Source organism: Bacillus sp. FSL K6-1106, from assembly GCF_038005245.1.
GTDB classification, from domain to species: Bacteria; Bacillota; Bacilli; order Bacillales; family Bacillaceae; genus Bacillus; species Bacillus altitudinis.
Genome location: NZ_JBBOSV010000001.1, coordinates 2670814 through 2688251, shown reverse-complemented (window position 1 = coordinate 2688251; position 17438 = coordinate 2670814). Strand labels below are relative to the sequence as shown.

Below are 17438 nucleotides of genomic sequence, written 5' to 3'. Positions count from 1 at the left end.
AGCAGAACCTCACCCTTTATTGAATTCGTTTACAATCCAAGTATATCATACATATCCTTACAATGTCTGTCCTCTTTGCCTGCGATAAACAGGAAAAAGCCCCTTATTCAGGCGGCTCTTTTTGCTCTGTTAAATATCTTAAAATGCCTTTATAAATCGAAGCAGCAATTTGATCCTGATATTTAGGAGTCGCCAGCTGACCAGCCTCTTTTGGATTCGATAAAAATCCGATTTCGACAAGCGCTCCTGGCTTCGTGACATTTTGCATTAAATAAATCCCGTTGATTCGCTTCGCCTTGCGATCTGTGTTTTCAAGGTTGTTGCGCAATTCATCTTGAATGAACTTCGCTGCTTTTTCATTCTCTTCATACTTTCCGTAAAAGAACGTCTGTGCCCCGCTCCATTTGTTCGATGGGATCGCATTTAAATGAATGCTTAAATAGAGATCCGCTTCAGATTCATTGATGACTTTCACACGGTTTCTCAAATCCTCCGCTTTCTTTCGGGCATAACCCTTTGTATTCTTTGATGATAAATCAGAGTCATCCTCCCGGGTCATGAGAACAAGCGCTCCCTGCTCCTGCAAATAGTCTCTTATCTTCATGGACACATCCAGTGCAATCTCTTTTTCGAGTAACTCGCCGCCAACAGCACCGCCATCTGGACCGCCGTGACCCGGATCTAAATAGATGATCTTGCCGCTCAAAGGCAAGTTCCACGATTTCCACGAATCATCATTTAGAAACTGAAATCTGAATAAGAATAAGAGGACAATAAACCCGATTAAAAACCCTGTCCATTTCAGCTTTCTTTTCATCCCTGTCCCTCCCATACACCATTATTTTATAGATATGGGACAAGGGCTGGAAATATGCTTAGTGCAGTCGAAGCTTATGCCTTTTTTCTGATTCCCGAAAGCCTTCCTGCCACCACTTACTTAAAAATTCCTTCGCAAATGGATACAGACACGACATCTTACGCTCCATTCGGAACATATTCCCCCACGATTGCAAACACCCTGCTAGCTCCTCAACCAGCTCATCTTCTTCATGAACTGACCGCTTTTTTATATCATCGAAGGATTCACCATACTTACTCGACTCACCGTATCTCCCACCTGCTAAAAAAGCCTCAATGGCGAAATCGATACAGCCATCACTCATAATCCCAGCTGGATCATCTGCAAATGGGAACAGCTTCCTCGTGAATTTCTCGGAAGCGACCGTCACCTGTTGAAGAGACAATGTACGCAACAGTTTCTTTTCAAGCGTGACATCTCGTTTTGTTTTCAATTGATAAAATGAAAGAACTTCTGCCATGGACTGAACTCCTTTTTTGTTTGTATTGTTCGTTGGTTTGAACAAAACATGCAGTTCAGTAAAGTACCAAAATTATCCTTATAAACTTAAAACAAGATTATATTAGCATTTATCTATAACATATCTCACAAATTACACACTATATTTTACTAAAGAAATAAGTTACATATCAGATACTCAGGATAAAATCCCCTTTTTCGAAATGTAACTAAACAAAATAATAAAAAATCATAGGTAAAAACCTTAAATTTACTTTAAATCAATTGACAATTTTCCTAAAAAAAATATAATTTGGTATGTGGTTGCAAAAAAAAACATAGGAGGAAAATAATGAAAAGTAAATTTTTCATCAAATTATCTGCATTTCTAATCATTGGAATATTATCATTAAATCTAGAGGGCACAGTAAATGCTTATTCTGATTCTTCAAAAGAATCCATCCCTCAATTAAAAGGTAACTCGATTCAATCTAATGCTTGGATGAGTAACACAAACTTTTTACAAAAACAAAGCTTTAAAGTAAGCGCAAAATTCCTAGGCAATAACCCTCCAAAAGCAAATTGGGTCAAGACTTCTTACAATATTGAAGCAAACGGTATTGGTGTATCTATAAAAGGTGCTAGCGCCGGTTCAACTAGTGGCAACTCTCTTTCAGGGACATGGACTAATAAAAATGCATGGATTTCCGACATTGCTGGGTCTTATAAGATTTCTGGAGCACCATTAACAGGAAGCCTAAATAATACTGCAAGTTTCTTAGCTCGTGGTGTAAAACGTTCTACAACAGCTTCTATATTCCGCTTTTACTAAAATTATATATGTGTAACCACAAAAAAGTGAATACATTTGTATTCACTTTTTAGACTGTAAAAAACTTTATCGGGGATAGATGATAAATGAAAACTTCTCAAAAAATAATTTCAATATTAATAATCTTCATATTGCTGCTCTCAATTTATTTTTTACTTTTTTATAACAAGGGAATCGAACAAACGACTAAATTGTCCAATGAACTCTCCTTGGAACTGAAACAGCAACAACAACAAAGTATTCAAAATATACAATATAGTTGGAAAGATGATTCATTATTTACTCTTGTAAATGCAATTAATGGTACAGAAGATGAATATACCTCCTATTATTTCCACCAGTCTGCTTTACTTTTGAATCAACCAACCGACAAAAATTACTGTAAGACAATAACAAAGAAACTGGAGAAAGAATCCTTTGCAAGAGATATAACTGATAATATGATATTTACTGGAATTGAACGAGTCTATAGAGCATATCAATCAATACAAAATTGTAAAACTGACGCAATTCCTTTATTAAAAAAACATACACAATATCTTCTTAAAGAATCCTTTTATAAAAATGGTTTTTTTTTATCTGAAGAATTTAAAGAATTTAAAAATAATCCAGATTATCAGGATGTAAAATTGCAACACACTTATATGATGCTAGAATTACTATCGAATCTAAATTTAATCGAGAAAGTGAATAAGCATAAAATAAATATGTGGGTTGATAACATTAAACCAAAGGATTTTGTTACTCTAGAAACACTCCTTGGCATATATGGATTTTTAGGGATTGATAAAAAATTTAATTTGAATAATGAAATAATTAGAAAACGAATAACTAAAAAAACTTTAGACTTTGATGACTTATTAGAGATTAACAGTTATGTGAATATCCATAAAAGTAATATGTTAAAAGCAGATAAACAGTTATTAAAATCAATATCTAATAAAATTAAATACCTATCTATTGAAGTTTCTGACATACAAAGTGAATATTTTAAACTGAATATTTTGAGGAATTTAAATGTGACTATCAATTCAAAAGAGAAAGATGCTTTCTTAAACAAATACTCAACTTTTGAATATAATAACGGTATGTTTCCAACAATTACACCATTTAACAATGCATTTACTCCAATCTTAATTGGTAAAGATCTTTCTCAATTTTCTAATGATCAAACAAAGAAAATAAATACCATCATTAGAAAACATATCGCCAAGGTGACTTTAGACGACTTATTAAAATTAGACGCATTAGAAATTTATAGTTACCTAACACTTTTAGATCTAACTGGAGCACAACACTCAAATAATCAATTAAGTATGCAATTAAAAAAATACTTAATAAAAAAAACCAGAGAACCTATTAATGTACAGAATGTAATGAATTGGAGTTTTTATACTCGATCTCTTCTAATTTTGGAAAAGGACTTCAATAAAGACTTTCTGCCAGTGAATACAGAAGACCAAATTAACAAAATAACAAAGTATCCTGGAAATTACTTTAACGAAGAGAACAAAATAACTTCACTAATCTTTTTAGATACGTTAGCTAGAACTAATTTATATTCTACCGAATTGAAAAAACTTGAATCTGACATACGTAATGTCTATATAAATACCAGTGTTGATATTGCAGCCTATTTAATTTACTATAAAGTATCACTAATGGAAAAATTGGATATTCAATACGATAAGAATGAAATCGCCGATCAAATAACAGTACTATATAAGAACACAGGGTACACCTTAAATGAAAAGCAAAATTTCCCTGATATGTACTCTACATATTTAATCACAAGCGTTAACAAAATGGTAATGGGGGAAAAAAATGAGTAATACAATACTAAAATTAAAAGATGTTGAGAAAAATTTTATATTGAAAAACCAGCACCTTTCAATTCTCAAAAAAGTAAATATTGAAGTTAAGGAAGGTGATTTCAGTGTAATAATGGGACCTTCCGGTTCAGGTAAAAGTACATTATTAAATTTAATGGGGCTTCTTGATAGCCCGTCAGAAGGGTCTATTTGTTTAAATCAACTGTTCACGACTGAACTGAATGAAAGAAGTAGAGCTAAATTAAGATCGGAGTTTATAGGTTTTATTTATCAGGAATTCAATTTATTACCTAATTTAGACGTATTAAATAACGTAACCCTTCCCTTATTGATTCATAAAAATATAAGTAAAAAGGAAAGGGAAGAACGTGCAAAAGAATTATTAAATCTAGTGGGTCTATCACACAGAATTACTCACTTTCCTAGATCATTATCTGGGGGCGAAAAACAGAGAGTTGCGATAGCAAGATCATTGATAAACAATCCCAAATTAATTCTGGCTGACGAGCCTACTGGTAATGTCGATGAAGCTAATGAAATTAAAATTATAGAACTTTTTAAAAAGTTATCTTCATCTGGAGTTGGAATTGTTATAGTTACTCACAACCCAATTTTCACGAAATATAGCGATCATTTCTACACAATGCGATCTGGAATACTTCAGGAGGATACAGTTTAAAATGAGATTAAATGATTATTTGAAACTTAGTTGGAACAACTTTTTGAGAAATGGGTTTAAAAGCATTGCGCCTATAACAATCATTACTCTTAGCATCATTATATTAAATATCATATTATCATTATTTTCAAGCATTACTGCTAGTATAAATACTACTGTTATTGAAAATCAAAGCCTCAAACTTATAGAAATATCATCAAACTCAGAAAATGAGTTAACTTCTGGTTCTTTTAAGAAATTAAATGAAATAGATAATGTTGTAACAGCATTCCCTAAGATAGAAGCTTTTGTAGGAGTAGAATATAAAAACAGTAAGACGACGACAAATCTCGTTGGGGTTAATGATAAAGGATTAGAGTACTTTACATCAAATAAAGATAAAATGATAAACAATAATCAAATCGTAATTAATTCCTCTTTAGCAGACGAGTTAGCCTCAAATGACCAAATAAAAATTAGTTACACGGTTAAGGTTAAAGAAGGGGAAGGTATTCGGAAAACCAAAAACACTACGATTCAATCAAAGTTTGATCAGTTCTATTTAGATAACTATCCAGATGATGTATCATTAGGTAGTATTGATTTTGTAGAAAAATTTAATGCTGATTTTCTTGGTCTTCCTTTAAAAGATTACAGAAAAAATTTAACCTATGAGTTTGGAACTGTTATTGTAAATGATGTGGAAAATTTAACTCAAGTTGCTAATGATATTGAGAAATTAGGTTATGACACAGGCTATTCATTAAAAGCCTCTCAGTCTATTCCACTAGTAGCTAAAATAATTATTGCTATTGGAGGTATTATCTTAGTTGTACTATTGGCCTTCTCAGGGGTCAGTATTGCATCAGTTATTGGCCAATCTTTAAGAAATCGTTATAAAGAAATTGGAGTTATGAGAACTTTTGGTTATGAAAAGTCTCACCTTATCAAGCTATTCTCTATAGAGGTTTTATTTATATCTTTAATATCTTTTGTTATTTCTGTTATTTCAAGTTTTATTATCATTGAGTTATTAAACTCTTACTTAGAAAAATCTATTGGAGTTAACATTGATTTTTCAGTTAATATGACATGGATACAGATTTTCATTAGTTTTATTTTAATTGTATTAGTTAGTTTCATTTCAAGTTTTAGACCTATTCTTAAAGCATCTTCAATTCATATTACAGAAATTATTAGAGGTAATGATTCATGAAAAGAATTTTAAAGATTATTGCTATCTTGATCGCAATAATTTCAATTATCTATGTAGTTATGTTATTTATTCCTCAAAACACCCAGCTTCAAAACAATAGTGGAGAATCAATTAGTTATTTATCAGAAGACAAAGGTGTTCCTATGATTAATGTATTTAATTTCAATAAAGAGGAAATTATAAAAAAATTTAAAATTCAAAAAGAGAAAGATTTATATTCTTCAACAACTTATAATGAAAAGCAAAAAAAAACAGTTGTAGTAACTCAACAATTAGAGCCGTATGGATACCAGATCTTTGTTCAAGATCAGGATGAAATAAAAAAGATTGGATTAATAAAAGAACCAATACATGAAGCCATGATTATAAATAATTATCTTTATGTGCTGGCATATCCTCCAAATCAGGCCAATAAAGTAACACTAAATAAATATAATATTGATAATATTGAAAAACCTATTGAATCTTGGAGTCTGAAAGGTTTACCGGAGAGGATGCTTTTTGATGAAACTTCTAACAATATATATATATTAACAATAAATAACAACACCATTTTATACTCCCTAAATACAAAATCTCAAAAGCTTCGAATGACTCAAGTTTTTGATAAAGCTTATGATTTAAATGCCTTCTTAAAAAATGGTGAATTGTGGTTGCTTCTACAAGAAGAAATAATGGACATAAATATAAAATCTCAAAAAGAAAAAAAACCGGTTAAACTTATAATGACATATAACTTTATAAAAAATAAACTTGAAAAAAAAATAGATACTACTTATCCACCTAAATTCATGCAATTTGATAATAATAAACTCTATATCATTTCGGGAACTTCTAACACTTCTTACCTAGAAATTTATAATACCAATAGCTTTAGTAAACCAAAAGCTGAAGTGTTAAAATTAGATGTTGGTAATATCAATGGTTTTATGAACAAAAAATATATTTTCTCTGATAAAGGAGTCTTTAAAATACAAAATGGTACTATCAAGAGGGTTATTAAGGAGAACACCTCATCTGATATAGATTTATTAATAAATTGATTATAATTGAAGGAGCATTATATAATGAAAAAGTATTTGATATTGATGTTAACGTTTATTGTTATTTTAAGCACCGGGTGCAGTAATAAAGACGCTAACGATAACCAAGAAAAAAAAGATAATTTACAGCAGCTACTAGAACATAAAGAAACACAGCTTGGAAACAACTCATCTGTTGGCTCTATAATCTCTATACTTCCAGGTGGAGACATGTATAAAGAATTTGAAATAGTAGATGGAAACAAGCTAAAAGTTGTATATGGCTTAAAAGAAAACTCATCAATAAGTGAGGAACAATTCACTGACTATTGGCTCAATAATGATACTATCAAAAAGAACTTTCTATACAATGCTTTAGCTGCCTTTATCTTAATTGAGAACTTAGATGAGGTACAATTTGAATTAGAAGGGCCCAGAGAAAATAAAGTGACTTTTAAGAGAAAGCAACTTGAAAAAAAATTACCACACTCATATTTAGAATATAAAGAGAGTGAAACACTTTGGAAAAAAGATTTAGTGGATAATTTAGTTAACTCAAATAAAGCAAGAAAAGACCTGTATCAAGATTTAAACTCAACAAAGGATAAATAAATTAAAATACTTTTTAAGTACCTGTGATTACCTGAAACAAAAAAGCACTTTAAGCGAAGAACTCGGGACTGACCCCCGTTTTTGAGACAGGAATCAAAACACCTTTATACAGCCAATTGCCGATAGTTTATCGGTGATTGGTTGTTTAGTTTCGTTTGAATACGAATGTTGTTATAATAATAAATGTATTCTTTGACAGTGCGTTCTACGATGGTGGTCGTAGTGCGATCAATCCTGTTAAGATAGAACGTTTCAGACTTTAGTGAGGAATGAAACGATTCGATGGAGGCATTATCAGCGGGCGTCCCTTTACGGGACATGCTCATGGTAATGCCTTTTATATGAACAGCTTTCTGATACTCGTAAGATGTATACACAGAACCTTGATCGCTATGTAACACGCAATTCTCAGGAAGTGCTGGGAGCTGATTAAGTGTGTTTAAGATAAAGTCTGTGTCCTGCTTATCACCAATTGTAAAAGCAATCACTTCTCCATTATATAAATCCAATATACTGGAAAGGTACAATTGTTTCTGTCCATAAGGCAAATACGTGATGTCCGTGACTAGTTTTTCAAGAGGGCGATCAGACTGAAAATTCCGATCCAGTATATTACCGGCTACGGCATAAGGCTGCCCACTCTTCTTACGCTTTTTCATTTTAACCCGGCATTGCCACTGGTTTTTCTGCATGATACGTTGAACAGTTTTATGGTTAATACGCATTCTCATTTTTAGTATGGCTGTGATTTTCCGATAACCATATCGATATTTGTGCTTTCGGCACAACGTGCCGACCTGTTTCTCTAGTTGTCTTTTAGAATGAGTCTGAGTCAAATCCTTTTTCCATCTATAATACGGCCTAAATGGACACAGATGTCCTGTACTGTCATCGTTTTGCACAATTCTTCTACCAGTTTGATTGACGTTTCCTTATCAACTTCCTTTCCAATTCGTTGTACTTTTTTAAAACCTCATTCTGTTGACTCAAATAGCGCTTTTCTGCCTGTAGTCTCTCTAATTCAGAAGAGTACTCGGGACCCTTTCCATAGGTATATTGTTTTCCAACAGGTTGTTCGAATCTGTGTGTATCCCCAGTTTTATGCCATCTCACCCATGTCTGAACCTGCGTCTTATTCTTGATATTCAATTCCTGCATGATCTCTTTCATAGGTACGCCTGCCAATCTCATTTCCACAGCCTTCTGTTTAACTTCAACCGGATAACTCACTCTTGTCCCCATAGAAAAAACACCTCCATGTTTTATTTCGGATCACAACGATCCGTTTTCAAACTTGAAGGTGTTTTTTATTTGTCTCATCTTAGGGGGTCAGTCCCCTCTTTCTCTTAAAGTGTTTTTAATTTTAATAGTTCATAATAAGATTATTAAAATATAAAATCAAATACAATTAACTAATTATCCTTGATTCGCATCAATTCGTTAAGAATCTTATTTTTAAAATTCCTTTTCTAATCATCGCAGTAGTCTAGTATGTGTTACACCCAAATTTTCTTCAAACCATTTCATACTTATCTCTTATAAATATATAATCAATGTTTTGATGAAAACAATATCAGTAAAGATATTACGACCTTTGCTATATGTTGTTTCATTACAAACATTAATTGATAGTGCTCTTTTCTAAATTTAGTATGGCTTCTCTAAATGTCAATACAATCAACACACCTCCTATAATGGAACGGAAGCCTTATTCATTCATCAAAATACCAATTGATAGCGTTCTTATATAAAATTTTATCAGCCGCTTCCTCATCAAACATCTGTTGAATCAATTCAATATCAACGTATTCAAATGGACGTTTCGCCCTTGTAGATGGAAGATCTGTACCAAACATCAGTGCATCAGGATTCGTTTGATAAATAGACGTCAATGCATGTTCAACCTTTAAATCAACACGCCCAAAGCCAGTCGCTTTCACACGAACCCCTTTATCAACCAGCTTGAGCAAATGCGGCAAGCCTTCTTCAGATAAGCCTAGATGATCAATGGAAACGGCCGGCAGCTGTTCAAGCGTTGATGAGATGTCAGGGAGATGCTTAGCGTCTATGTAAATCTCACTATGCCACCCAGCCAGCTCATACACCCTTCTCGCAAAATAGTCGAGCTTTGAAATATCCTCCGAACCGCCCCGCTTCACATTAAAACGTAAAGCCTTTACCCCTTGTTGATTCAATTGAACAATCTCATCATCGGCTGCGGTAAAAGGTAATTGAGTCACACCGCAAAAAGCCGGTCCCATTTCATCTAGTGCTTTCAACAAATAACCTTGATCAAAGCCCTGAAATGACCCTGATACAATCGCTCCACCTACAATCCCTAAATCAGCCGTCTCTCTCCTATAATCATTCACCACATAACTCGGCGGTGTATATCCTTGGTTTTCTTGAATGGGAAAATCAAAATCAATGATATGAAAATGTGCATCAAAGATCCTCATGCCCGCGCCCCTCTTCTGCTTATTTGACCTGATTATATCAATAGAGCAAGCCAAGGGATATTTGGAATGACGAATTACTTCATATCATGAAAACTTATCAAGTTTTCCATTCCTCTCGTAAGATGGCATAATAAAACTCATCCCACCACTCATTTCCTTGTGGTATACATTTTTTAAAATAGCCCTCTCTCCTCATCCCCATTTTCTCCATCACTCTCCATGACGGCACATTTTCAGGCTGACAAGTGGCAATGATTCGATGTGAATTCATTGTGTGAAAACCATGATGTAGGACAGCATAAGCCGCTTCAGATGCATAGCCTTTGTTTTGATATGCAGAATTGAAGACCCAGCCAATTTCATATGTGTGCTCACCAAAGTAAGGATGAAACACGATATGCCCAATGCATGTATGATCTTCTTTTAATAGAACAGCAAAATTCTTGCCTGTCTCAAGACGATTATTTTTGACAAATTCCTGCGCCTCTTCTCTAGAAAAAACACCTTCTGGCATATACCTCATCACCACCGGATCAGATGTATATGCATAGACATCCTGCCAATCATCCTCAATAAACGGTCGAATGAGACATCTTTCTGTTGTTAGATTCATAAATGCCATCCCCCTTTAACATCATTTTTTAAACAGAAACCTGACTATGACCCTATTTTATATGTTTCCAGACAGAAAAAAACACAAATAAAAAAGCACCAGCAGGATGCTGATGCTTTTCATATAGGGTTTGTCTGTACAAACCCTTGTAAAACGTCCATACAATATAAAATTGATTAACGTTTTGAGAACTGAGGTGCGCGACGTGCGCCTTTAAGACCGTATTTCTTACGCTCTTTCATACGAGAGTCACGAGTAAGAAGTCCAGCACGTTTAAGTGGTGTACGGTACTCAGGATCTACTTCTAGAAGAGCACGAGAGATACCGTGACGAATTGCTCCAGCTTGACCAGAGAATCCACCACCGTGAACATTTACAAGAACATCGTAGCTGTTAGCTGTTTCTGTGATGTTCAAAGGCTGTTTCACGTCTTCGATTAAAGCAGCAAATGGAATGTATTCAGTAATTTCACGATTATTAACGACGATACGGCCTTCACCTGGAACTAAGCGAACGCGCGCTACAGAACTTTTACGACGACCTGTACCGTAATATTGAACCTGTGCCAAATTGTTAACCTCCCTTATAATTAACCGCGAAGTTCGTAAACTTCAGGTTGTTGTGCTTGATGTGGATGCTCAGAACCACGGTACACATTTAATTTTTTGAACATTTGACGACCTAGTGGACCCTTTGGAAGCATACCTTTGATAGCAAGCTCCAACATTTTTTCAGGGTAGTTTGTACGCATCTCAAGAGCAGTTCTTTGTTTCAAACCACCTGGGTGCATCGTATGACGGTAGTAAATTTTGTCCGTCAATTTCTTACCAGTTAATTCGATTTTCTCAGCATTGATGATGATCACGTGATCACCTGTATCAACGTGTGGTGTATAAGTTGGTTTGTGCTTACCGCGCAAAAGTGATGCTACTTCAGTAGAAAGACGACCTAGAGTCTTGCCTGCCGCATCAACCACTAGCCATTTGCGCTCAATTGTGCTTGCGTTCGCCATTGGTGTTGTACGCATGAGTTTCCCTCCTAAATAAATCAATGAATTTTCCTGAATCAAATGCTACGTTCTATTTCAAAACACAGATAAGTCTTCCGGGGCTTATTTGTGGGGTTGAAATACATACCATATGATATCTTATAACTTTCTGCTTCCTGTGTCAAGAACATGTTACACCTGGTTTAGTTGTCATAGAAAACTTCCCATAAATACAGTCCGTGACTGGGCGCAGTCTTGCCTGCCGCTTCGCGATTTCGGGCGGCAAGCATGGCTTTTATCTCCTCGGGGTGAAATTTACCAGAACCAATTTCAAGTAACGTTCCAGCGATAATTCGCACCATGTTGTATAAAAAGCCATTCCCTCTCACACGCATTTCAAGCCCGTCTGAGACGTTTTTCCACTCAAGGGCATAAATCTCCCTCACCTTGTCTTGAACCTCTGTATTGGCCGCACAAAAGCTTGTGAAATCGTGTATGCCAATGAGGTGCCCAGCAGCTTCTCTCATTTTGTCTGCATCCAGCCGGTAAGGAAAGTGGCAGGCATACTGTCTCGTGAACACATTTTGGTGCGTTTCCGTTGAGACCTTATAACGGTACTCCTTCGAAACGACACTAAAACGTGCATGAAACGATTCATCCACTTCCTCAGCCTTTAGAACCCTGATGTCATCAGGCAGGAGACTATTGAGGGCAAAAGGCCATCTTTCCATCGGGATGGCAAGCGGGGTGTCAAAATGGATGACCTGCCCCTTTGCGTGAACGCCACTGTCTGTCCGGCCAGAAGCCACAATCGGAATCAGTTCATCTTGTTTATGCATTCTAGCAAGAGCAGATTCAATCTCCGTTTGTACAGTACGCTGTCCTGGTTGCACTTGATACCCTTTAAAATGTGTCCCATCGTATGATACGGTACATTTTACTTTCATCTAGGCATCACCTAATTTCTAAGCAGCACAAGGAGTGCTGTTAACAGGATGAATAGAAGCAGCGTGAACGTGTCTTTCATGCCCCAGACAAGCTGACGGTATTTCGTGCGCCCTTCTCCCCCGCGGTAGCCTCTCGCTTCCATAGCGGTCGCCAATTCCTCCGCACGCTTAAACGCACTGACGAAAAGCGGGACAAGCAACGGAACAATCGCTTTTAAACGATCTTTCACGGGTCCGCTTGTAAAATCAACACCTCTTGCCATTTGGGCTTTCATGATTTTGTCTGTTTCTTCGAGTAAAGTCGGAATAAATCGAAGAGAGATAGACATCATAAGAGCAAGCTCATGAACAGGTAGCTTGATTTTACGGAAAGGATGCAACAGCTTCTCCATACCGTCTGTCACTTCAATAGGCGTTGTGGTCAACGTCAGAAGTGTTGTCATCATGATGAGATAGACAAAACGGAGTGAAATGAAAATCCCCTGTTTTAGACCTTCTTCATAAATATTCAGAAAACCAAAGTGAAAGAGCAAAGCGCCATCCTTTGTCATGAAGATATGCAGAATAAAGGTAAACAGAACAATCCAAAGGATGGGTTTCATTCCTTTGAGAATAAAGTACAGCGGCACCTGAGACACCATCACCACAAGGATCGTAAAGACCCCTAAAAGCCCATAAGTGATGTAGTTATTCGCAAAAAAGACAATAAAGACAAAAAAGAAAATTGATAACAGCTTTGTCCTTGGATCAAGACGATGGACAAAGGATGTACCTGGCACATATTTGCCGATAATCATACTATCCATCATGATGTCGTGTCCTCCTGATATAAAGCTGTTAAGGCTTCTGCCATTTCATCCATGGTCAGAAGCGGTCTTGGAAACGTCATCCCCAGCTTTTCTTCGACAGCCTGCTGGAATTTGATCGTTTCCGGGAGGTCCAGTCCGAAAGAAGACATGTCGGTACGATTGGCAAATAGCTCCCTCGGCGTACCTGTCGCCTTTACTGTTCCTTTGTGCATCACAATCATTTGATCCGCATAATGAGCGGCATCTTCCATACTGTGTGTCACAAGGATCGTCGTCAGGTTGGCTTTTTGATGAAGCTCATAGAACATGTCCATGATTTCTTTACGTCCGCGTGGATCTAATCCCGCAGTCGGCTCATCAAGCACAAGCACTTCTGGCTCCATCGCTAGAACACCTGCAATCGCCACACGTCTCATTTGACCACCGCTTAATTCAAAGGGTGATCGAGATAACAAGGATTCAGGAAGGCCTACAAGCTTCAGCATTTCTTTAGCCTTGGCTTCTGCCTTTTCTTTTGGAACACCGAAATTCATCGGACCAAAGCAGATATCCTTCAGAATGGTCTCCTCAAAGAGCTGATGTTCAGGAAACTGAAACACGATGCCGACCTTTTTTCGAAGGGGTTTCATATCCTTTTGTTTTTTATTGGCTTGTAAGACCGTATCTCCAAGCGCAATGCTCCCTTTTGTTGGCTTGAGCAGTCCATTTAAGTGCTGCAGCAACGTCGACTTGCCAGAACCCGTATGACCGATGACAGCCACATAGCTGCCTTCTTTGATGGAAGCATTGACATCATACAAAGCGAGACGCTCAAACGGCGTTTTCATTTGATAACGATGCTCTAATTCTTTGATCGTAATGTCCATAGCTCTTTCACCAATCCTTCTTGTGTCAAATGGGCATTTGCAAGCGGCACACCTTGCTGCTTCAATTGCTTACTCAACCGGTAGGAAAATGGCAGATCAAGTCCAATCTGAACCAGCTGTTCATCTAGTTCAAATACTTCCTCTGGTGTTCCCTCGGCAAATTTCTTCCCACCATTCATCACAATAACGCGGTCTGCCTTCGCAGCCTCGTCTAAATCATGTGTGATGGAAATGACCGTGACCGTTCCTTGTTCCTTCAGCAGTCTGACGGTTTCTAACACTTCTTCACGGCCAATCGGATCAAGCATTGATGTTGCTTCATCCAAGATCATGATGTCAGGGCTTGCGGCAAGTACACCTGCGATTGCTACTCTCTGCTTTTGCCCGCCTGATAGATGGTGCGGCTCTTGATCAAGAAACTCCTGCATATTGACCTGTTTGACAGCCCAATCTACACGCTCTATCATCAATTCCCGCTCAACCCCGTTATTTTCTAAACCAAAAGCCACATCATCACGAACTGTTGAGCCAACGAATTGGTTGTCTGGGTTTTGAAAGACCATGCCGACCTTTTTGCGAATATCCCAAACACTTTCTTCTTTCAGCTCAATCTCACCAACCTTGACCGTTCCTGCATCCGGTAAAATGAGCCCATTCAGTACACGGGCAAGTGTGGATTTACCTGAACCGTTGTGGCCAACAATGGCAAGCCATTCATTTTGATTCACATGCAATGACACTTGGTCTAAAGCGGGCTTGTCCGCATCTTTGTGATAACGAAATACAATGTCTTTTACGTCAATTAATGTCTTCTCCATCTCTACCGGACCTCCTCTCAGCTCAACCTCTACTTTGCCTATTGCTAAAAAGCCGTAGTATCTAAAAAAGGGCATAGATCCAGTTATGAACTGTCCCGCCCTTTCTTAGATACACGATATGTGATTAAACTAATTCAATGACAGCCATTGGTGCGCCATCGCCGCGACGAGGTCCAAGCTTCATGATACGAGTGTATCCACCTTGGCGATCTTCGTAGCGAGTTGCAACGTCAGCGAATAATTTTTGAAGTGCATCTTGGTTTGTTTCAGCGTTAGCTACTTCGTTACGAATGTAAGCTGCAGCTTGACGGCGAGCATGAAGATCTCCGCGTTTGCCAAGAGTGATCATTTTTTCAACTACAGAGCGAAGTTCTTTCGCACGTGTTTCAGTTGTTTCGATGCGTTCGTTGATGATCAAATCAGTCGTTAGGTCACGAAGCATTGCTTTACGTTGTGCACTAGTGCGTCCTAGCTTTCTGTATGCCATGTGATGTCCCCTCCTTAATTAGAGATGCTGTATGAATAAAAAACACACGAAAATCCTAGTTCACAATGAAACTAGTCAATCGTCTTTACGAAGACCCAGTCCAAGTTCTTCTAGTTTCGCTTTCACTTCTTCAAGAGATTTACGTCCAAGGTTACGAACTTTCATCATATCCTCTTCTGTCTTGTTAGCAAGCTCTTGAACAGTGTTAATACCCGCACGCTTCAAACAGTTGTAAGAACGAACAGAAAGATCAAGCTCTTCAATTGTCATTTCAAGCACTTTTTCTTTTTGGTCTTCTTCTTTTTCAACCATGATTTCTGCATGCTGAGCTTCGTCAGTTAACCCAACGAAAATATTTAGGTGTTCAGTTAAAATCTTAGAACCTAGAGCGATCGCTTCTTTCGGTCCTGTGCTTCCATCAGTCCATACATCTAGTGTTAATTTATCATAGTTTGTGATTTGCCCAACACGGGTGTTCTCCACTTGATAAGTTACACGAGATACAGGTGTATAGATTGAGTCGATCGGAATCACGCCGATAGGCTGATCGTCTCTTTTGTTTGCATCAGCAGGATTATACCCGCGACCTCTTTGTGCAGTCAAACGAACACGGAAGCTCGCATTTTTGCCAAGAGTTGCGATGTGGAGATCTGGATTTAAGATTTCAATATCGCTGTCGTGTGTAATATCAGCAGCTGTTACAGTTCCTTCATCTTGTACATCAATTTCAAGCGTCTTCTCTTCTTCAGAGTAGATTTTGAGTGCAAGCTTTTTAATGTTTAAGATAATCGTTGTAACATCTTCAACCACGCCTTCGATCGTTGAGAATTCGTGTAAGACACCATCTATCTGGATCGATGTTACAGCTGCACCAGGAAGTGAGGATAAAAGGATACGACGAAGGGAGTTCCCTAAAGTGGTACCATATCCACGCTCAAGTGGCTCTACGACAAACTTGCCATACTTGGCATCGTCGCTGATTTCAACCGTTTCGATTTTTGGTTTTTCAATTTCGATCATCTAATAAAACCCTCCTTCAAAACGTCGAAACCTCGAATAGAATCATATGAGATTCCATCCGAAATTCCTCATTGTTTAGTCCCGTATGTGCTCAGGCAACGAGTCGTGTATTCGTCTCATAAATAACTGTATCATAACCCATTATTGACAGGGACACAAAATCTATACAAACAAATTACACGCGGCGACGTTTTGGTGGACGGCATCCGTTATGAGGAACTGGAGTTACGTCTCTGATTGCAGTAACTTCAAGACCTGCAGCTTGAAGCGCACGAATTGCAGCTTCACGACCAGAACCAGGACCTTTAACAGTTACTTCAAGTGTTTTAAGACCATGTTCGATAGAACCTTTAGCAGCAGTTTCAGCAGCCATTTGTGCAGCGAAAGGAGTAGATTTACGAGAACCTCTGAATCCTAATGCACCAGCACTTGACCAAGAAATTGCGTTTCCATGAACATCAGTAATCGTTACAATCGTGTTGTTGAAAGTGGAACGGATATGAGCGATTCCAGCTTCAATATTCTTTTTCACGCGACGTTTACGCGTATTTTGTTTACGAGCAGCAGCCATTCTTTAACTACCTCCTTTACTTATTTTTTCTTGTTAGCTACAGTACGACGCGGACCTTTACGAGTACGCGCGTTGTTTTTTGTGTTTTGTCCACGAACAGGAAGTCCTCTACGATGACGGATTCCGCGGTAGCTTCCGATTTCAATTAGACGCTTAATGTTAAGTGAAACTTCACGACGAAGGTCACCTTCTACTTTAAGTTTGTCAATGATATCACGGATTTTACCTAGTTCGTCTTCAGTTAGATCGCGAACGCGAGTGTCTTCAGAAACACCTGCTTCTTTAAGGACTTGTTGAGCCGTCGTACGACCAATTCCAAAAACATATGTTAAAGAAATGACAACACGCTTATCACGTGGAATATCTACACCAGCAATACGAGCCATGATTT

Annotated in this window: 20 protein-coding genes and 1 pseudogene; 6 read left to right on the top strand and 15 right to left on the bottom strand. The window is 37.4% G+C overall.

Going from position 1 to position 17438, the window contains the following annotated elements; genetic code table 11:
• Positions 1–103: 103 nt before the first annotated feature.
• Positions 104–817, bottom strand: coding sequence for an N-acetylmuramoyl-L-alanine amidase CwlD (cwlD, locus tag MHI20_RS14065; protein ID WP_017359175.1), 714 nt, complete (start codon positions 815–817; stop codon positions 104–106).
• Between the two features lie 58 nt (positions 818–875).
• Positions 876–1319 (bottom strand): YbaK family protein, encoded by a 444-nt coding sequence (locus MHI20_RS14060; RefSeq protein ID WP_035389125.1) that lies wholly within the window; start codon positions 1317–1319, stop codon positions 876–878.
• A 330-nt stretch (positions 1320–1649) separates the two neighbouring features.
• Between MHI20_RS14060 and MHI20_RS14055 the strand changes: the two genes are divergently transcribed.
• The 6 genes from MHI20_RS14055 (at position 1650) to MHI20_RS14030 (ending at position 7469) form a co-directional block, all read left to right on the top strand.
• Complete coding sequence (locus tag MHI20_RS14055) at positions 1650–2129, top strand: hypothetical protein (protein WP_340939004.1); 480 nt, start codon at positions 1650–1652, stop codon at positions 2127–2129.
• Positions 2130–2215: 86 nt separating this feature from the next.
• A complete protein-coding gene (locus MHI20_RS14050; protein WP_340939002.1) occupies positions 2216–3961 on the top strand; it encodes a hypothetical protein in 1746 nt (581 codons plus the stop codon).
• The gene (locus tag MHI20_RS14045; RefSeq protein WP_340939000.1) at positions 3954–4640 is read left to right on the top strand and encodes an ABC transporter ATP-binding protein; all 687 of its coding nucleotides are present in this window, start codon (positions 3954–3956) and stop codon (positions 4638–4640) included. The genes MHI20_RS14050 and MHI20_RS14045 overlap by 8 nt, the downstream gene beginning before the upstream one ends.
• Before the next feature lies 1 nt (position 4641).
• Positions 4642–5835, top strand: coding sequence for an ABC transporter permease (locus MHI20_RS14040; RefSeq protein ID WP_340938998.1), 1194 nt, complete (start codon positions 4642–4644; stop codon positions 5833–5835).
• Positions 5832–6878: a hypothetical protein gene (locus MHI20_RS14035; protein WP_340938996.1), complete on the top strand. Its 1047-nt coding sequence runs from the start codon at positions 5832–5834 to the stop codon at positions 6876–6878. Before MHI20_RS14040 ends, MHI20_RS14035 begins: the two co-directional genes overlap by 4 nt.
• Before the next feature lie 24 nt (positions 6879–6902).
• Positions 6903–7469 (top strand): DUF4825 domain-containing protein, encoded by a 567-nt coding sequence (locus MHI20_RS14030; RefSeq protein ID WP_340938994.1) that lies wholly within the window; start codon positions 6903–6905, stop codon positions 7467–7469.
• Positions 7470–7573: 104 nt separating this feature from the next.
• On the opposite strand, the pseudogene MHI20_RS14025 reads toward MHI20_RS14030, so the two are convergent.
• From MHI20_RS14025 to rpsM, 13 genes and pseudogenes are all read right to left on the bottom strand, one after another.
• Positions 7574–8711: pseudogene (locus tag MHI20_RS14025) on the bottom strand (IS3 family transposase).
• A gap of 470 nt (positions 8712–9181) precedes the next feature.
• Complete coding sequence (locus MHI20_RS14020) at positions 9182–9928, bottom strand: amidohydrolase family protein (protein WP_340938992.1); 747 nt, start codon at positions 9926–9928, stop codon at positions 9182–9184.
• 97 nt (positions 9929–10025) lie between these two features.
• The gene (locus MHI20_RS14015) at positions 10026–10541 is read right to left on the bottom strand and encodes a GNAT family N-acetyltransferase (RefSeq protein ID WP_268418552.1); all 516 of its coding nucleotides are present in this window, start codon (positions 10539–10541) and stop codon (positions 10026–10028) included.
• A 176-nt stretch (positions 10542–10717) separates the two neighbouring features.
• Positions 10718–11110, bottom strand: coding sequence for a 30S ribosomal protein S9 (rpsI, locus tag MHI20_RS14010; RefSeq protein ID WP_007496354.1), 393 nt, complete (start codon positions 11108–11110; stop codon positions 10718–10720).
• A gap of 20 nt (positions 11111–11130) precedes the next feature.
• Complete coding sequence (gene rplM / locus MHI20_RS14005) at positions 11131–11568, bottom strand: 50S ribosomal protein L13 (protein ID WP_003217042.1); 438 nt, start codon at positions 11566–11568, stop codon at positions 11131–11133.
• A 164-nt stretch (positions 11569–11732) separates the two neighbouring features.
• The gene (truA, locus tag MHI20_RS14000; RefSeq protein WP_110487780.1) at positions 11733–12476 is read right to left on the bottom strand and encodes a tRNA pseudouridine(38-40) synthase TruA; all 744 of its coding nucleotides are present in this window, start codon (positions 12474–12476) and stop codon (positions 11733–11735) included.
• Positions 12477–12487: 11 nt separating this feature from the next.
• Positions 12488–13285: an energy-coupling factor transporter transmembrane component T family protein gene (locus MHI20_RS13995; protein WP_008345215.1), complete on the bottom strand. Its 798-nt coding sequence runs from the start codon at positions 13283–13285 to the stop codon at positions 12488–12490.
• Positions 13282–14151: an energy-coupling factor ABC transporter ATP-binding protein gene (locus tag MHI20_RS13990; protein ID WP_024718300.1), complete on the bottom strand. Its 870-nt coding sequence runs from the start codon at positions 14149–14151 to the stop codon at positions 13282–13284. The genes MHI20_RS13995 and MHI20_RS13990 overlap by 4 nt, the downstream gene beginning before the upstream one ends.
• A complete protein-coding gene (locus tag MHI20_RS13985; protein WP_008345218.1) occupies positions 14127–14969 on the bottom strand; it encodes an energy-coupling factor ABC transporter ATP-binding protein in 843 nt (280 codons plus the stop codon). The genes MHI20_RS13990 and MHI20_RS13985 overlap by 25 nt, the downstream gene beginning before the upstream one ends.
• Positions 14970–15093: 124 nt before the next feature.
• Entirely contained in the window at positions 15094–15456 is a 363-nt protein-coding gene (gene rplQ, locus MHI20_RS13980) for a 50S ribosomal protein L17 (RefSeq protein WP_003216944.1), read from the bottom strand.
• 75 nt (positions 15457–15531) lie between these two features.
• Positions 15532–16476 carry a DNA-directed RNA polymerase subunit alpha gene (locus MHI20_RS13975; RefSeq protein WP_003217009.1) on the bottom strand — a complete coding sequence of 315 codons (945 nt, stop codon included), beginning with the start codon at positions 16474–16476 and terminating at the stop codon, positions 15532–15534.
• A gap of 175 nt (positions 16477–16651) precedes the next feature.
• On the bottom strand, positions 16652–17047 hold the full coding sequence (rpsK, locus tag MHI20_RS13970; RefSeq protein ID WP_003217231.1) for a 30S ribosomal protein S11: 396 nt from the start codon (positions 17045–17047) through the stop codon (positions 16652–16654).
• Positions 17048–17067: 20 nt separating this feature from the next.
• Positions 17068–17433, bottom strand: a complete 366-nt coding sequence (rpsM, locus tag MHI20_RS13965) for a 30S ribosomal protein S13 (RefSeq protein WP_003217023.1) — start codon at positions 17431–17433, stop codon at positions 17068–17070.
• Between the last annotated feature and the right edge of the window lie 5 nt (positions 17434–17438).

What these genes read in the sequence shown, in the direction of transcription:
- cwlD (WP_017359175.1), bottom strand. Translation starts at nt 817, where the DNA reads ATGAAAAGAAAGCTGAAATGGACAGGGTTTTTAATCGGGTTTATTGTC.
- MHI20_RS14060 (WP_035389125.1), bottom strand. Translation starts at nt 1,319, where the DNA reads ATGGCAGAAGTTCTTTCATTTTATCAATTGAAAACAAAACGAGATGTC.
- MHI20_RS14055 (WP_340939004.1), top strand. Translation starts at nt 1,650, where the DNA reads ATGAAAAGTAAATTTTTCATCAAATTATCTGCATTTCTAATCATTGGA.
- MHI20_RS14050 (WP_340939002.1), top strand. Translation starts at nt 2,216, where the DNA reads ATGAAAACTTCTCAAAAAATAATTTCAATATTAATAATCTTCATATTG.
- MHI20_RS14045 (WP_340939000.1), top strand. Translation starts at nt 3,954, where the DNA reads ATGAGTAATACAATACTAAAATTAAAAGATGTTGAGAAAAATTTTATA.
- MHI20_RS14040 (WP_340938998.1), top strand. Translation starts at nt 4,642, where the DNA reads ATGAGATTAAATGATTATTTGAAACTTAGTTGGAACAACTTTTTGAGA.
- MHI20_RS14035 (WP_340938996.1), top strand. Translation starts at nt 5,832, where the DNA reads ATGAAAAGAATTTTAAAGATTATTGCTATCTTGATCGCAATAATTTCA.
- MHI20_RS14030 (WP_340938994.1), top strand. Translation starts at nt 6,903, where the DNA reads ATGAAAAAGTATTTGATATTGATGTTAACGTTTATTGTTATTTTAAGC.
- MHI20_RS14020 (WP_340938992.1), bottom strand. Translation starts at nt 9,928, where the DNA reads ATGAGGATCTTTGATGCACATTTTCATATCATTGATTTTGATTTTCCC.
- MHI20_RS14015 (WP_268418552.1), bottom strand. Translation starts at nt 10,541, where the DNA reads ATGAATCTAACAACAGAAAGATGTCTCATTCGACCGTTTATTGAGGAT.
- rplM (WP_003217042.1), bottom strand. Translation starts at nt 11,568, where the DNA reads ATGCGTACAACACCAATGGCGAACGCAAGCACAATTGAGCGCAAATGG.
- truA (WP_110487780.1), bottom strand. Translation starts at nt 12,476, where the DNA reads ATGAAAGTAAAATGTACCGTATCATACGATGGGACACATTTTAAAGGG.
- MHI20_RS13995 (WP_008345215.1), bottom strand. Translation starts at nt 13,285, where the DNA reads ATGATGGATAGTATGATTATCGGCAAATATGTGCCAGGTACATCCTTT.
- MHI20_RS13990 (WP_024718300.1), bottom strand. Translation starts at nt 14,151, where the DNA reads ATGGACATTACGATCAAAGAATTAGAGCATCGTTATCAAATGAAAACG.
- MHI20_RS13985 (WP_008345218.1), bottom strand. Translation starts at nt 14,969, where the DNA reads ATGGAGAAGACATTAATTGACGTAAAAGACATTGTATTTCGTTATCAC.
- rplQ (WP_003216944.1), bottom strand. Translation starts at nt 15,456, where the DNA reads ATGGCATACAGAAAGCTAGGACGCACTAGTGCACAACGTAAAGCAATG.
- MHI20_RS13975 (WP_003217009.1), bottom strand. Translation starts at nt 16,476, where the DNA reads ATGATCGAAATTGAAAAACCAAAAATCGAAACGGTTGAAATCAGCGAC.
- rpsK (WP_003217231.1), bottom strand. Translation starts at nt 17,047, where the DNA reads ATGGCTGCTGCTCGTAAACAAAATACGCGTAAACGTCGCGTGAAAAAG.
- rpsM (WP_003217023.1), bottom strand. Translation starts at nt 17,433, where the DNA reads ATGGCTCGTATTGCTGGTGTAGATATTCCACGTGATAAGCGTGTTGTC.